16 protein-coding genes are annotated in these 13,065 nt (G+C 68.1%); 2 read left to right on the forward strand and 14 right to left on the reverse strand.

The window, feature by feature from the left end:
• Window positions 1-36 precede the first annotated feature (36 nt).
• The 12 genes from hisA to EOINJALH_RS22460 all read right to left on the reverse strand — a co-directional run bounded on the left by hisA (window position 37) and on the right by EOINJALH_RS22460 (window position 9,207).
• Complete coding sequence (gene hisA / locus EOINJALH_RS22405) at window positions 37-780, reverse strand: 1-(5-phosphoribosyl)-5-[(5-phosphoribosylamino)methylideneamino]imidazole-4-carboxamide isomerase (protein WP_088284290.1); 744 nt, start codon at window positions 778-780, stop codon at window positions 37-39.
• A 23-nt stretch (window positions 781-803) separates the two neighbouring features.
• On the reverse strand, window positions 804-1,451 hold the full coding sequence (gene hisH / locus EOINJALH_RS22410) for an imidazole glycerol phosphate synthase subunit HisH (RefSeq protein ID WP_088284292.1): 648 nt from the start codon (window positions 1,449-1,451) through the stop codon (window positions 804-806).
• Window positions 1,452-1,454: 3 nt separating this feature from the next.
• The gene (gene hisB, locus EOINJALH_RS22415; RefSeq protein ID WP_088284294.1) at window positions 1,455-2,045 is read right to left on the reverse strand and encodes an imidazoleglycerol-phosphate dehydratase HisB; all 591 of its coding nucleotides are present in this window, start codon (window positions 2,043-2,045) and stop codon (window positions 1,455-1,457) included.
• A complete protein-coding gene (gene hisC, locus EOINJALH_RS22420; RefSeq protein WP_088284296.1) occupies window positions 2,042-3,133 on the reverse strand; it encodes a histidinol-phosphate transaminase in 1,092 nt (363 codons plus the stop codon). Before hisC ends, hisB begins: the two co-directional genes overlap by 4 nt.
• Window positions 3,130-3,579 carry a PIN domain-containing protein gene (locus EOINJALH_RS22425; RefSeq protein WP_234413988.1) on the reverse strand — a complete coding sequence of 150 codons (450 nt, stop codon included), beginning with the start codon at window positions 3,577-3,579 and terminating at the stop codon, window positions 3,130-3,132. The genes hisC and EOINJALH_RS22425 overlap by 4 nt, the downstream gene beginning before the upstream one ends.
• A gap of 46 nt (window positions 3,580-3,625) precedes the next feature.
• On the reverse strand, window positions 3,626-3,862 hold the full coding sequence (locus EOINJALH_RS22430) for a CopG family transcriptional regulator (protein ID WP_088284298.1): 237 nt from the start codon (window positions 3,860-3,862) through the stop codon (window positions 3,626-3,628).
• Between the two features lie 52 nt (window positions 3,863-3,914).
• The gene (hisD, locus tag EOINJALH_RS22435; protein WP_088284490.1) at window positions 3,915-5,231 is read right to left on the reverse strand and encodes a histidinol dehydrogenase; all 1,317 of its coding nucleotides are present in this window, start codon (window positions 5,229-5,231) and stop codon (window positions 3,915-3,917) included.
• A 13-nt stretch (window positions 5,232-5,244) separates the two neighbouring features.
• Window positions 5,245-5,889, reverse strand: coding sequence for an ATP phosphoribosyltransferase (hisG, locus tag EOINJALH_RS22440; protein WP_088284300.1), 645 nt, complete (start codon window positions 5,887-5,889; stop codon window positions 5,245-5,247).
• Window positions 5,886-7,151, reverse strand: coding sequence for a UDP-N-acetylglucosamine 1-carboxyvinyltransferase (gene murA / locus EOINJALH_RS22445; protein ID WP_088284302.1), 1,266 nt, complete (start codon window positions 7,149-7,151; stop codon window positions 5,886-5,888). Before murA ends, hisG begins: the two co-directional genes overlap by 4 nt.
• Before the next feature lie 88 nt (window positions 7,152-7,239).
• Window positions 7,240-7,509 (reverse strand): BolA family protein, encoded by a 270-nt coding sequence (locus EOINJALH_RS22450; protein ID WP_088284304.1) that lies wholly within the window; start codon window positions 7,507-7,509, stop codon window positions 7,240-7,242.
• A 16-nt stretch (window positions 7,510-7,525) separates the two neighbouring features.
• A complete protein-coding gene (locus tag EOINJALH_RS22455) occupies window positions 7,526-8,284 on the reverse strand; it encodes an ABC transporter permease (RefSeq protein ID WP_088284306.1) in 759 nt (252 codons plus the stop codon).
• Complete coding sequence (locus EOINJALH_RS22460; RefSeq protein ID WP_088284308.1) at window positions 8,284-9,207, reverse strand: ABC transporter ATP-binding protein; 924 nt, start codon at window positions 9,205-9,207, stop codon at window positions 8,284-8,286. Before EOINJALH_RS22460 ends, EOINJALH_RS22455 begins: the two co-directional genes overlap by 1 nt.
• A 79-nt stretch (window positions 9,208-9,286) precedes the next feature.
• Between EOINJALH_RS22460 and EOINJALH_RS22465 the strand changes: the two genes are divergently transcribed.
• Together EOINJALH_RS22465 and EOINJALH_RS22470 are read left to right on the forward strand one after the other, a co-directional pair.
• Window positions 9,287-9,952, forward strand: coding sequence for a TetR/AcrR family transcriptional regulator (locus EOINJALH_RS22465; protein WP_088284310.1), 666 nt, complete (start codon window positions 9,287-9,289; stop codon window positions 9,950-9,952).
• Window positions 9,953-9,978: 26 nt separating this feature from the next.
• Window positions 9,979-10,752, forward strand: coding sequence for a hypothetical protein (locus EOINJALH_RS22470; RefSeq protein WP_088284312.1), 774 nt, complete (start codon window positions 9,979-9,981; stop codon window positions 10,750-10,752).
• A gap of 65 nt (window positions 10,753-10,817) precedes the next feature.
• On the opposite strand, the gene proB is transcribed toward EOINJALH_RS22470, so the two are convergent.
• A complete protein-coding gene (gene proB / locus EOINJALH_RS22475) occupies window positions 10,818-11,936 on the reverse strand; it encodes a glutamate 5-kinase (protein WP_088284314.1) in 1,119 nt (372 codons plus the stop codon).
• Window positions 11,929-13,002, reverse strand: coding sequence for an Obg family GTPase CgtA (gene cgtA, locus EOINJALH_RS22480; protein ID WP_088284316.1), 1,074 nt, complete (start codon window positions 13,000-13,002; stop codon window positions 11,929-11,931). The genes proB and cgtA overlap by 8 nt, the downstream gene beginning before the upstream one ends.
• Window positions 13,003-13,065: the final 63 nt, after the last annotated feature.

A 13,065-nucleotide genomic window follows, 5' to 3' on the forward strand; every position in this document is an offset into this window, starting at 1 on the left:
GGGTGCGGGCCGTGGAAATTGGAAGCCAGGAAGAACTCAGGCAGAGCCGAGTTCGTCGGCGCGGCGCTGCCCGGAGGCGAAGTCGAGCGCCCCGGTGTAGATGGAGCGGCCGCAGATGACGCCCTGGATGCCCTCGCCTTCGACGGCGCACAGCCGCTCGATGTCGGCGATGTCGGACAGGCCGCCCGAGGCGATGACCGGGATCGTCAGCGCGCGCGCCAGCTTGACGGTGGCCTCGATGTTGATGCCGGTGAGCATGCCGTCGCGGCCGATGTCGGTGTAGATCACCGATTCGACGCCGTAGTCCTGGAACTTGCGGGCCAGGTCGACCACCTCGTGGCCGGTGAGCTTGCTCCAGCCGTCGGTGGCCACCTTGCCGTCCTTGGCGTCGAGCCCGACGATGATGTGGCCAGGGAACGCCGTGCAGGCTTCCTTCAGGAAGCCCGGGTTCTTGACCGCGGCCGTGCCGATGATGACGTAGCCGATGCCGTCGTCGAGGTAGCGCTCGATGGTGTCGAGATCGCGGATGCCGCCGCCCAGTTGCACCGGGATGTCGTCGCCCACCGCCGCCAGGATGCTCTTGATGGCGGGCTCGTTGACCGGCTTGCCAGCGAAGGCACCGTTGAGGTCGACGAGGTGCAGGCGCCGCGCCCCGGCCGCCAGCCACCGCGACGCCATGGCGCCGGGGTCTTCACCGAAGGTGGTGGAGGCGCTCATGTCGCCCTGTTCCAGCCGCACGCAGTGGCCGTCTTTGAGATCGATCGCAGGTATCAGCAGCATGGCCGTGTCGGGAGATGAAGCGCTCAAGGCTTCCAGCTGAGGAAGTTCCGGTACAGGCAGAGGCCGTGGTCGGCGCTTTTCTCGGGGTGGAACTGGGTGGCAAAAATGTTATCCCGCGCCACGGCGCAGGTAAAGCGATCGCCGTAGTCGGTTTCGCCGACGCTGTGGTGCGGGTCCGACGGCGCGGCGTAGTAGCTGTGCACGAAGTAGAAGTAGCTGCCGTCGGGCACGCCCGCCCAGATCGGATGGGGGCGGCGCTGCACGACCTGGTTCCAGCCCATCTGTGGCACCTTGTAGCGGCTACCGTCGGGCTGCAGGCGGCCATCGAGCCGGAAGCGCCGCACTTGGCCGGCGATGAGGCCCAGGCCCGGCGTGTCCTGCTCCTCGCTGTGGTCGAGCAGCATCTGCATGCCCACGCACACGCCCATCAGCGGCTTGCGCGCCGCGGCATCGAGCACGGCCTCCTGCAATCCCGATTCGCGCAGCTCGCGCATGCAGTCGCGCATCGCGCCCTGACCGGGCAGCACCACGCGCTCGGCGGCCATCACGTCCTCGGGGCGCTGGGTGACGATGACCTGGTAGCCGCTGTCGGCCGCCACGTGCATCACGGCCTGCGACACCGAGCGCAGGTTGCCCATGCCGTAGTCGACCACGGCGACAGTTCTGGTCATGGTCTAGAGCGAGCCTTTGGTGGAGGGGATGACACCGGCGGAGCGCGGGTCGGGCGTCAGCGCCATGCGCAGCGCGCGCGCGAAGGCCTTGAACACTGTCTCGCACTGGTGGTGGGCGTTCTCGCCCTTCAGGTTGTCGATGTGCAGCGTGACACCGGCGTGGTTGGAGAAGCCCTGGAAGAACTCGAACGCGAGCTGCGTGTCGAAGCCGCCGATCATGCCGGCCTTGAAGGGCACGTGCATGTGCAGCCCGGGCCGGCCGGAGAAGTCGACCACCACGCGCGACAGCGCCTCGTCCAGCGGCACGTAGGCGTGGCCGTAGCGTGTGATGCCCTTCTTGTCGCCCACCGCCTGCGCCACCGCCTGGCCCAGGGTGATGCCGACGTCTTCCACCGTGTGGTGGCCGTCGATGTGCAGATCGCCCTTGGCGTCGATGTCGAGGTCGATGAGCCCGTGCCGTGCGATCTGGTCGAGCATGTGGTCGAAGAAGCCGATGCCGGTGGCGAGGCGGGCGTTGCCGGTGCCGTCCAGGTTCAGCTGGACGCGGATCTGCGTCTCCTTGGTGTCGCGCTTCACGTCGGCGGTGCGGGTCATGCCAGGCTCTCTCTCAGTGCACGGATCATCAGGTCGTTCTCGTCGGGCGTGCCCACCGTCAGGCGCAGGCAGTTTGCCAGCAGCGGGTGCAAGCCGGCGATGTGCTTGACCAGCACGCCGCGTGCCTTCATGCCGTCGAAAGCGGTCTTCGAGTCGGGCACGCGCACCAGGATCATGTTGGCTTCGCTGGGGAAGGCGTGCACGCCGGGCATGGCGGCCAGCGCGCGCTGAAGGCGGCCGCGCTCCGCGCACAGCACGGCCGCCTGCCGGGCGTACTCGTCGGCATGCTCCAGCGCGAACAGCGCCGCCTCGGCATTGAGCGCGCTCACGTTGTAGGGCGGGCGCACCTTCTCGACCTCGTCGATCAGCGCAGCGGCGCCGCACAGGTAACCCAGCCGCACACCGGCCAGGCCGAACTTGGACAGCGTGCGCATCACGAGCACGTGCTCGTGCTGCGCCATGCCCTGCATCCAGGTGCGCGACGAGAACGGCTGGTAGGCCTCGTCGAAGACCACCAGCCCGCGTTGCGCACCGACGGCGGCGACGATGCGCTCGACGACGCGCTCGTCGAACAGGTTCGCCGTCGGGTTGTTCGGGTAGGCGATGTAGGTGAGCGCGGGGGCGTGCGTCTCGATCGCCGACAGCATCGCGCCTTCGTCGAGTTCGAAGTCCGCCGTCAGCGGCACCCCGACGAACGTCAGGCCACGGAGCTTGGCCGACATCTCGTACATCACGAAGCCGGGCAGCGGCGCCAGGATGGAAGCGCCCGGCACGTTGCACGCGACCGAGAGCATGTCGATGAGTTCGTCGGAGCCATTGCCCAGCATCAGCTTGCAGCCGGCGGGCAGGTCGACGAACGAGGACAGGGCCGCGACGACGTCGGCCGCGCATTGCGCCGGGTAGCGGTTGATCGCGACACGGCCCAGGCGTTCGCCCAATGCCGTCTGAAGGGCGGGCGGCAGGCTGAACGGGTTCTCCATCGCATCGAGCTTCACGAAGCCGGCGCTGGGCTGGATGGCGTAGCCGTGCATCGAGGCCACGTCCTGTCGGATGGTCGCGCGCAGGCGATCGGCAAGTCGGGGGGTCATGGGGCGGCGTCGAGCAGTTCGGGCCCGAGGACGAAGGGGTTCACGATGCGCACGCCATCGATCTGCTGGTCATGCGGCAGGTCTTCGGTGAGCAGAAGGGTGCAGCCTTGCTGCTGGGCGGCGGCCACCATCAAGGCGTCCCAGTAGTTGAGTCCGTAGCGGCTCTCGACCGCCCAGGCCGTCTCGATCGTCGGATGGTCGACGGACCAGGGCCGCCAGTGCTGGTAACGGCGCACCTCGGCCCTGGCATCGCCGGCCGACAAGGCCGAACTGAACTTGCGGCGCGCATTGGCGTAGAACTCGTTGAGCACCTGTGTGCTCACCCGGCCACAACGGCGTTGCCAGCAGACGGTCAGCCACTCGCGGGAACGGTCTCGCTTGGGCACGTCCTTGTCGTCGAAGGCGTACAGCAGGACATTGGAGTCGACGAAGACGTCAGCCATCATGCGGCCACCACGACGCGGCGCGGCCCAAGGGCGCAGGCGCGGCCGTTCATCGCGACCGGCTCCGGTCGTACATCTCGTCGCGCGTCAGGTACGGGCCGTTGGAACTGCCCCAGCTCTTGAACTCGAGCGCCTCGCGCATCGCGCGCTCGTAGGCGTCGTCGTGCCGCATGCGTTCGGCCAGCACCTCGCCCACCAACCGGGACACACTGGTGTTTCGACGCGCCGCTTCCATCCGCGCCCAGTCGGCAACGCTGTCTTCCATCGTGACGGTGACGTTCTTCATGACATCTCACGAACTTCGTGTTGCACTATTCTCGTGTCGCACGAACTTCGTGTCAACGTTTGAGGCGCATTTCCGCCGCCTGGGCGTGGGCTTGCAGCCCTTCGCCATAGGCCAACTCGGCGGCGATCGGCCCCAGGACCTGGGCGCCGGCTTCGCTCACCTCGATCAGGCTGCTGCGTTTCTGGAAGTCGTAGACGCCCAGCGGCGACGAGAAGCGCGCCGTGCCCGAGGTCGGCAGCACGTGGTTCGGCCCTGCGCAGTAGTCGCCCAGGCTCTCGCTGGTGTAGGCGCCCAGGAAGATCGCGCCGGCATGGCGCAACAACGGCTCCCAGCGGTGCGGGTCGCGCGAGCTGACTTCGAGGTGCTCGGGCGCGATGCGGTTGCTGATGGCGCAGGCCTCGTCCATCGAGCGCGTGTGGATCAGCGCGCCACGGCCCTCGAGCGACGCGCGGATCACCGCCTGCCGCGGCATCGTCGGCAGCAGCCGGTCGATGGCCGCCTGCACCTCGGCCAGGTAGGCCGCCTCCGGGCACAGCAGGATGCTCTGCGCCAGTTCATCGTGTTCGGCCTGGCTGAACAGGTCCATCGCCACCCACTCGGCCGGCGTGCTGCCATCGGCCAGCACGAGGATCTCGCTGGGCCCGGCGATCATGTCGATGCCCACCTGGCCGAAGACCCGGCGCTTGGCGCTGGCCACGTAGGCATTGCCGGGGCCGGTGACCTTGTCGACGCGCGGAACCGTCTCGGTGCCATAGGCCAGCGCACCCACCGCCTGGGCGCCGCCGATGGTGAAGGCCCGGTGGACGCCGGCCACGTAAGCCGCGGCCAACACCAGCGCATTTTTTTCGCCGCGTGGGGTGGGCACCACCATGACGATCTCGCCGACGCCGGCCACCTGCGCCGGCAGCGCGTTCATCAGCACCGACGACGGGTAGGCGGCCTTGCCGCCGGGCACGTAGATGCCCACCCGGTCGAGCGGCGTCACCTTCTGGCCCAGCAGCGTGCCGTCCTCGTCGCGGTACTGCCAGCTCAGGCCACAGGCCTGCAGTTGCCGCTCGTGGTAGCTGCGCACGCGCTGCGCCGCGGCCTCCAGCGCCCGGCGCTGGGCCGGGGTGATGCTGTCGAACGCCGCACGCAACTCGTCGCGCGAGAGTTCGAGGCCGGCGACCGTTGGCGCCGACCATTGGTCGAAGCGCGCCGTGTACTCGAGCACGGCCGCGTCGCCGCGGCTCCGCACGTCGGCCAGGATGGCCGCCACACGCTCCTCGATGGCCTGGTCGGTCTCGGCCGACCAATGCTGCAGTTGACGGAACTGCGCGTCGAAGTCGGCCGAATCGGTGGCGAGATGGCGGATCTGGACGGGCGACATGGCGGGCACCAGGTCAGGCCACGGCGCCGGCAAAGGCGTCGATGAGGTGGCGAATGGGCTCGCGCTTGAGCTTGAGCGCGGCCTGATTCACCACCAGGCGGGAACTGATGTCCATGATGCGCTCGACCTCCACCAGGTGGTTGGCCTTCAGCGTGCTGCCGGTGGACACCAGGTCGACGATGGCATCGGCCAGGCCGGTGAGCGGGGCCAGTTCCATCGACCCATAGAGCTTGATCAGGTCGACGTGCACGCCCTTGTCGGCAAAGTGCTGGCGGGCGATCTGCGTGTACTTGCTGGCCACGCGGATGCGCGAGCCCTGCTTCACCGCGGCCTGGTAGTCGAAGTCGGCTCGCACGGCCACGCTCATGCGGCAGCGCGCGATCTTCAGGTCGAGAGGCTGGTACAGGCCGGCGCCGCCATGCTCGAGCAGCGTGTCGAGCCCGACCACGCCCAGGTCGGCGCCGCCATGCTCCACGTAGGTGGGCACGTCGGTGGCACGCACCAGCACCACGCGCACCTCCGGCCGGCTGGTGGCGAGGATGAGCTTGCGGCTCTTGTCGGGGTCTTCGGTCACCTCGATGCCGGCAGCCCGCAGCAGCGGCAGCGTCTCGTCGAAGATGCGGCCCTTGGACAGTGCGAGCGTGACGGTGCGGTTCACTTCAACCTCTCGATGTCCGCGCCAATGCCGCGCAGCTTGGCTTCCATGCGGTCGTAGCCGCGGTCGAGGTGGTAGATGCGGTCGACCACTGTCTCGCCCTGCGCCACCAGGCCGGCGATGACCAGGCTGGCCGACGCACGCAGGTCGGTGGCCATGACCGTGGCGCCCGACAGTTGCGGCACACCGGTGACCACCGCCGTCTTGCCGTCCACGGCGATCTGCGCGCCCAGGCGCACCAGTTCGTTGACGTGCATGTAGCGGTTCTCGAAGATCGTCTCGCTGATCTTGGCCGCGCCCTCGGCGATGCAGTCCACCGCCATGAACTGCGCCTGCATGTCGGTGGGAAAGGCGGGGTATTCGCTGGTTCTGAAGCCCACGGCCCTGGGCCGCCGGTCGGCGCGCACGCGCACCCAGCCGTCGCCGGCTTCGATGGACACACCCGCCTCGCGCAGCTTGTCGATGACGGCATCCAGGTGCTCGGCGCGGGCGCCTTCGACCAGCACGTCGCCCCCCGTGGCGGCCACGGCACAGAGGAAGGTGCCGGCCTCGATGCGGTCGGGGATGATGCGGTGCGGCTGGGCCGGCGCATGCAGTTGCTCGACGCCGTGGATGCGGATGCGGCCGCTGCCGTGTCCCTCGATGCGGGCCCCCATCGAGATCAACAACTCGGCCAGGTCGGGGATCTCGGGTTCCAGCGCGGCGTTCTCGAGCACCGTCTCGCCCTCGGCCAGCGTGGCGGCCATCAGCAGGTTCTCGGTGCCGGTGACGGTGACCATGTCGGTGGTGATGCGCGCGCCCTTCAGCCGCCGGGCGTGCGCGATGATGTAGCCGTGCTCGACCTTGATGTCGGCACCCATGGCCTGCAGGCCCTTGATGTGCTGGTCGACCGGCCTCGAACCGATGGCACAACCGCCCGGCAGCGACACCGTGGCACGGCCGAAGCGCGCCAGCAGCGGCCCCAGCACCAGGATCGACGCGCGCATGGTCTTCACCAGGTCGTACGGCGCCTCGGGCGTGGTCACTGCCGTGGCGTCGATCGTCACTGCGTCGGGCTGGCTGGCCGAGCGCTCGGCCTTGACGCCCATGTTGCGCAGCAGCTTCAGTGCGGTGGACACGTCCTGCAATTGCGGCACGTTGTGCAGCGTCACCGGTCCGGGCACGAGCAGCGCCGCGCACAACTCGGGCAGGGCGGCATTCTTGGCGCCCGAAACCTGCACGCTGCCGTGCAATCGGCGGCCGCCGCGGATAAGGAGTTTGTCCATGGGCTGGGCCTGGGCTGGGTCACGCGCCGGGGCAGACCGTGGCGCAGGAGCACGCCACCCGCCTACCGCAGCCCGTGGCCGCGGTGGGTCAGTGGTGCGATTGCTGCGGCGCTGCCGGCGCGGCAGCCCATTCGGCAGGGGTGAGCGTCTTCATCGACAGCGCGTGGATCTGGGCGCGCATTCTATCGCCGAGGGCCGCGTAGACCCGCTGGTGGCGCGCCACGCGCGACAGGCCCTCGAACTGGTCCGACACGATGGTGGCGAAGAAGTGCTGGCCATCACCATCGACTTCGAGGTGGTCGCAATTCAGGCCGGCGGCGATGAAGCCGCGCACGTCGGCAGCAGTGGGATCGGGCATGATGGCCCGAATTATCTCATTGCCGCAGCTTGTAGCCGCTGGCCAGCAGGCGAAGCGCCGCCCCGGCGACCACCACGAAGCTGGCCCCCACCACCGCCAGGCTCAGCCAGGGCGAGACGTCGCTGACGCCGAAGAAGCCGTGCCGGAACCCGTCGATCATGTAGAAGAACGGGTTCAGGTGGCTCACCGCCTGCCACATGCCGGGCAGCGAATGCACCGAGTAGAAGACCCCCGACAGGAAGGTCATCGGCATGATGATGAAGTTCTGGAAGGCGGCCAGCTGATCGAACTTCTCGGCCCACAGCCCGGCGATCAGCCCCAGAGAGCCCAGCATGCCGGCGCCCAGCGCGGCAAACACGACGATCCACAGCGGCTGGACCAGGGATGGCGGCGCGAACCACACCGTCACCAGGAACACGCCCAGGCCCACGACCAGGCCCCGCACGATGCTGGCGCCCACGTAGGCGGCGAACCAGGCCCAGTGCGACAGCGGGGTGACGAGCAGGAACACCAGGTTGCCGGTGACCTTGCTCTGGATCAGGCTCGACGAGCTGTTGGCGAAGCTGTTCTGCAGCACGCTCATCATCACCAGGCCCGGGATCAGGAAACTGGTGTAGCCCACGCCCTGGAAGACCTGCACGCGGTCTTCGAGCACATGGCCGAAGATCAGCAGGTACATCACGGCCGTGAGCACTGGCGCGGCCACGGTCTGGAAGGCGACCTTCCAGAACCGCAGGACTTCCTTGTAGAACAGCGTGCGGGCACCCGAGAGCATCACGCGGACACCTCCAACGACCGACCACCCTGCATGATCTCGAGGAACACATCCTCGAGGTCGGCGCGGCCGATCTCGAGGTCCTCGATGTGCACGCCGGCCTCGCGCACGGTGGCCAGCGCACGCTCGACCGCCTCGGCATCGCGCGCCTTGAGCTGCACGATGCGGCCGGTGACCCGCGCTTGCGCAGCGATGGCGGGCGGCAGCGCCTGGTCGGTCTTGAAGCGCAGCATCGTGCTGGTGGTGCCGGCCAGCAGCGCCGCGGTGCGGTCCAGCGCCACGAGCTTGCCCTGCTTGAGCATGCCGATGCGATGGCACAGCGCCTCGGCCTCTTCGAGGTAGTGGGTGGTCAGCAGCACGGTGTGGCCATCGCGGTTGAGCCGGGCGATGAAAGCCCAGAGGGTCTGGCGAAGCTCGACGTCCACACCGGCGGTGGGCTCGTCCAGCACGATGACCGGCGGCCGATGCACCAGCGCCTGCGCCACCAGCACGCGCCGCTTCATGCCGCCCGACAGTTGCCGCATGTTGGCGCCGGCCTTGTCCGCCAAGCCGAGTTCGGTCAGCAGTTCGTCGATCCAGTCGTCGTTGTGGCGCACGCCGAAGTAGCCGCTCTGGATGCGCAGCGTCTCGCGCACCGAGAAGAAGGGGTCGAACACCAGTTCCTGCGGCACGATGCCCAGCGCGCGGCGAGCGGCGGCGAAGTCCGCCACCACCTCGTGGCCCATCACCGTCACGCGGCCGGCGGTGGCACGCACCAGGCCCGCGAGGATGCTGATCAGGGTGGTCTTGCCTGCCCCGTTGGGACCGAGCAGACCGAAGAATTCGCCCTGCGCGATGTCGAAGGACACGCCGTCCAGTGCCTTGAAGGTGCCGCGGGCCCCGGTGTAGGTCTTGGCAACGTCCTGGAAGCTGATGGCGGGCATGGACGTCGATTGTAGGGAGAGCGCTCGGTCGACCAGGGTCACCTTGGTGCTAGATTCGCCGATGGCATCCACATCGCCCATGCAGCCACAAGCCAAGAAACCGCGCCGCACCGCCGAGCGCATCCTGGAGGTCTCGCTCGACCTGTTCAATCGGTTCGGCGAGCCCAACGTCAGCACCACGCTGATCTCGGCCGAGCTGAACATCAGCCCGGGCAACCTGTACTACCACTACCCGGCCAAGGACGAACTGATCAATTCGCTGTTCGACCGCTACGAGCGCGGACTCAATGAGTTGCTGCATGCCGCCGACAACGTGCGCAACGTCGAGGATGCCTGGCTCTTCTTCCACATGCTGTTCGAGCTCATCTGGCAGTACCGGTTCCTGTACCGCGACCTGAACGACCTGCTCAGCAAGAACCGTCGCCTCGAGACGCACTTCCAGTTCGTGCTGAAGAACAAGTCGAAGGCGGTGCAGACGGTGCTCGACGGCCTCACCCGCAGCAACACCGTGCGCATCGAGCGTCGCGAGGCCGAGCCGATGGCCAGCGCCATGGTGGTGGTGCTCACCTACTGGCTGAGCTACGAGTACGTGCGCGACCCGCGCAAGGCGCTCGAACCCGAAAGCGCCGCGGCGGCCCTGTCGCGCGGTGCCTACCATGTGCTGACCCTGCTGATGCCCTACCTCGAGCCGGCCGCCCGAGAACACCTGTTCCAGATCGCCGGCGCCTATCGCAACGGCGAGTGATGCCAACGACAACCAGGAGACGAACAATGGCCAAGTGGACCGCATTTCCCTACGACGACACTGACTACAGCCTAGACGCGGCCGCGCTGAAGAAGGCCTGGGGCCGGTTGCACGCGGGTGACGCCGAGCCGCTGCCGAAGGACGACAAGGTGCTGGCGGCCTGGGCGCTGTTCCATGCCGGCGAGTTCCAGAAGGCCTGCGAGGCCGGACTCAAGGCCGGAGCCGCCGGCATCACGGTGGCCAACAAGGCTCAGGCCATCTACGCCAACTACCTGGAGAAGAGCGAGAAGACCAAGCTCGCGATGTTCCAGGAGATCGCCGAGCGCGCCGAAGCCCAGGCCGCCGAAGACCCCAAGAATGCCAATGCGCACTACTGGATGGCCTATGCGCTGGGGCGCTACAGCCAGGGCATCAGCGTGGCCAAGGCGCTGGCCCAGGGGCTGGGCGCCAAGGTCAAGACCGCGCTCGAGACCACCATCAAGCTCTCGCCCAAGCATGCCGACGCGCACATCGCGCTGGGCACCTTCCATGCCGAGGTCATCGACAAGGTCGGCAAGTTGCTGGGCAAGACGCAGGGGGCGGACACCGCCACGGGGCTGAAGATGTTCCAGCAGGCGCTCAAGCTCAACCCGGCCAGTGCCATCGCGATGATCGAGTACGCCAACGGGCTGGTGATGCTCGAAGGGGACAAGCGCATGAAGGAAGCCGAGAAGCTCTATGCCCAGGCCGCCGAGTGCCAGGCCGCCGACGCGATGGAGCGTCTCGACATCGAGATGGCCAAGGCCGAACTGGAAGACTGATCCAGCGATTCGAACTGCGGCGCGGCTGAGGCCCGCGCCGCGGCGGCACGGGCCTGGTCAGGACGTCAGGTCAGGACCAGGTTGTCGCGGTGGATGAGTTCGGCCTCGTTGGCGAAGCCCAGCAGTCCGGCGATCTGCGACGATGGCTTGCGGGCGATCAGCCGGGCTTCCGTCGACGAGTAATTCGCCAGACCCCGTGCGATCTCGCGTCCCGCGGCCGTGCGCACCGCGATCACGTCGCCGCGGTGGAACTCGCCGTCGACTTCGGTGACACCGATCGGCAGAAGGCTCTTGCCCTCGTCGCAGACCTTGTGCGCCGCCCCGTCGTCGACCACGACCGCGCCGCGCAATTGCAGGTGGTCGACCATCCACTGCTTGCGCGCCGCCTGCTTGGCGGTCCCGGCCAGCAGCGCGGTGCCGATGGATTCGCCGGCGGCCAGCCGCAACAGCACGTCGGGCTCGCGGCCCCAGGCGATGACGGTGCTGGCCCCGCTGCCCGCAGCCCGTCGGGCCGCCAGCACCTTGGTGATCATGCCCCCACGCCCGATGGACGAGCCGGCGCCGCCGGCCATCTGCTCGAGGGCCGGATCTCCTGCCCTGGCGGTGTCGATGAAGCGGGCCTGCGGATCCTTGCGCGGATCGGCGGAATACAAGCCGCGCTGGTCGGTCAGGATGACCAGTGCGTCGGCCTCGACCAGGTTGGCCACCAGCGCACCCAGCGTGTCGTTGTCGCCGAACTTGATCTCGTCGTTGACCACGGTGTCGTTCTCGTTGATCACCGGGATCACCTTCAGCGACAGCAGCGTCAGCAGCGTCGAACGCGCATTGAGGTAGCGCTCGCGGTCGGCCAGGTCGGCGTGCGTGAGCAACACCTGCGCGCTGCCCATGCCGTGCCGGGACAACTGCGTCTCGTACATCTGGGCCAGGCCCATCTGGCCGACCGCGGCCGCGGCCTGCAACTCGTGCAGTTCGGTCGGGCGGGTGCTCCAGCCCAGGCGTTTCATGCCTTCGGCGATGGCGCCGCTGGACACCATCACCACCTCGCGGCCCTCGCGGGCCAGCGCCGCCAGCTGGCGACACCAGTTGCCCACGGCGTCGGCGTCGATGCCCCGGCCCTCGTTGGTGACCAGGCTCGACCCCACCTTGACGACGATGCGCCGGGCCGACTTCAGCGCCTCAGGCATCGGCCACCCCGACCGGCGTGTCGAAGCGGGGATCGACCTCAGGGGGCAGCACCACCTTGGCGGCGGCCACGTGCTCGTAGATCGCCTGCACCATCGGGTCGAGCCCGGTGTGCGCAAGGGCCGAAATCTGGAAGACCGGCCCCTTCCAGCGCAGGCGCTTGACGAAGTCCTTCACACGGGCCTCGCGCTCTTCTTCCGGCACCATGTCGAGCTTGTTCAGCACCAGCCAGCGCGGCTTCTGATACAGCGCCTCATCGTACTTGCGCAGTTCCTTCACGATGGCCTTGGCCTGCGCCACGGGATCGACGGCATCGTCGAACGGTGCCAGATCGACCACATGCAGCAGCAGGCGCGTGCGTTGCAGGTGACGCAGGAACTGATGGCCCAGACCCGCCCCCTCCGACGCCCCTTCGATCAGGCCCGGGATGTCGGCGACCACGAAGCTGCGCTCCGGGCCGGCGCGCACGACGCCGAGGTTGGGATGCAGCGTGGTGAACGGGTAGTCGGCGATCTTGGGCCGGGCGTTCGAGATCGCGGTGATCAGCGTGGACTTGCCGGCATTGGGCATGCCCAGCAGTCCGACATCGGCCAGCACACGCAGTTCGAGCTTCAGCTTCTTCTGCTCGCCTGGCCAGCCCGGCGTCTTCTGGCGCGGCGCCCGGTTGGTGCTGCTCTTGAAGTGCAGGTTGCCGAAACCACCGTCTCCGCCCTTGGCGAGCAGCACGCGCTCGTCGGGCACCAGCAACTCGGCAATGACCTCGCCGGTCTCGAAGTCCTTGACGATGGTGCCCACCGGCATGCGCAGCACGATGTCTTCCGAGGCGGCACCGTACTGGTCGGAGCCGCGGCCATGCTCACCATGGCGGGCCTCGTGGCGGCGCGCGTAGCGGAAGTCGATCAGCGTGTTGAGATTGCGATCGGCCACCGCATAGACGCTGCCCCCGCGGCCGCCGTCGCCGCCGTTGGGTCCGCCGAACGGGATGAACTTCTCGCGCCGGAAGCTCATGCAGCCGGCGCCGCCGCTGCCGGCCGCAACATCGATGGTGGCTTCGTCGACGAACTTCATGGCGTGGATCCTCGGTGGGAGCCCTCAAACACAGAAGCCCCGGCAGGCCGGGGCTTCGAGGAA

Origin of the sequence: Ideonella sp. A 288, assembly GCF_002198735.1 — a bacterium.
Classification (GTDB): domain Bacteria; phylum Pseudomonadota; class Gammaproteobacteria; order Burkholderiales; family Burkholderiaceae_C; genus Pseudaquabacterium.

What these genes read in the sequence shown, in the direction of transcription:
- hisA (WP_088284290.1), bottom strand. Translation starts at nt 780, where the DNA reads ATGCTGCTGATACCTGCGATCGATCTCAAAGACGGCCACTGCGTGCGG.
- hisH (WP_088284292.1), bottom strand. Translation starts at nt 1,451, where the DNA reads ATGACCAGAACTGTCGCCGTGGTCGACTACGGCATGGGCAACCTGCGC.
- hisB (WP_088284294.1), bottom strand. Translation starts at nt 2,045, where the DNA reads ATGACCCGCACCGCCGACGTGAAGCGCGACACCAAGGAGACGCAGATC.
- hisC (WP_088284296.1), bottom strand. Translation starts at nt 3,133, where the DNA reads ATGACCCCCCGACTTGCCGATCGCCTGCGCGCGACCATCCGACAGGAC.
- EOINJALH_RS22425 (WP_234413988.1), bottom strand. Translation starts at nt 3,579, where the DNA reads ATGATGGCTGACGTCTTCGTCGACTCCAATGTCCTGCTGTACGCCTTC.
- EOINJALH_RS22430 (WP_088284298.1), bottom strand. Translation starts at nt 3,862, where the DNA reads ATGAAGAACGTCACCGTCACGATGGAAGACAGCGTTGCCGACTGGGCG.
- hisD (WP_088284490.1), bottom strand. Translation starts at nt 5,231, where the DNA reads ATGTCGCCCGTCCAGATCCGCCATCTCGCCACCGATTCGGCCGACTTC.
- murA (WP_088284302.1), bottom strand. Translation starts at nt 7,151, where the DNA reads ATGGACAAACTCCTTATCCGCGGCGGCCGCCGATTGCACGGCAGCGTG.
- EOINJALH_RS22450 (WP_088284304.1), bottom strand. Translation starts at nt 7,509, where the DNA reads ATGCCCGATCCCACTGCTGCCGACGTGCGCGGCTTCATCGCCGCCGGC.
- EOINJALH_RS22455 (WP_088284306.1), bottom strand. Translation starts at nt 8,284, where the DNA reads ATGCTCTCGGGTGCCCGCACGCTGTTCTACAAGGAAGTCCTGCGGTTC.
- EOINJALH_RS22460 (WP_088284308.1), bottom strand. Translation starts at nt 9,207, where the DNA reads ATGCCCGCCATCAGCTTCCAGGACGTTGCCAAGACCTACACCGGGGCC.
- EOINJALH_RS22465 (WP_088284310.1), top strand. Translation starts at nt 9,287, where the DNA reads ATGCAGCCACAAGCCAAGAAACCGCGCCGCACCGCCGAGCGCATCCTG.
- EOINJALH_RS22470 (WP_088284312.1), top strand. Translation starts at nt 9,979, where the DNA reads ATGGCCAAGTGGACCGCATTTCCCTACGACGACACTGACTACAGCCTA.
- proB (WP_088284314.1), bottom strand. Translation starts at nt 11,936, where the DNA reads ATGCCTGAGGCGCTGAAGTCGGCCCGGCGCATCGTCGTCAAGGTGGGG.
- cgtA (WP_088284316.1), bottom strand. Translation starts at nt 13,002, where the DNA reads ATGAAGTTCGTCGACGAAGCCACCATCGATGTTGCGGCCGGCAGCGGC.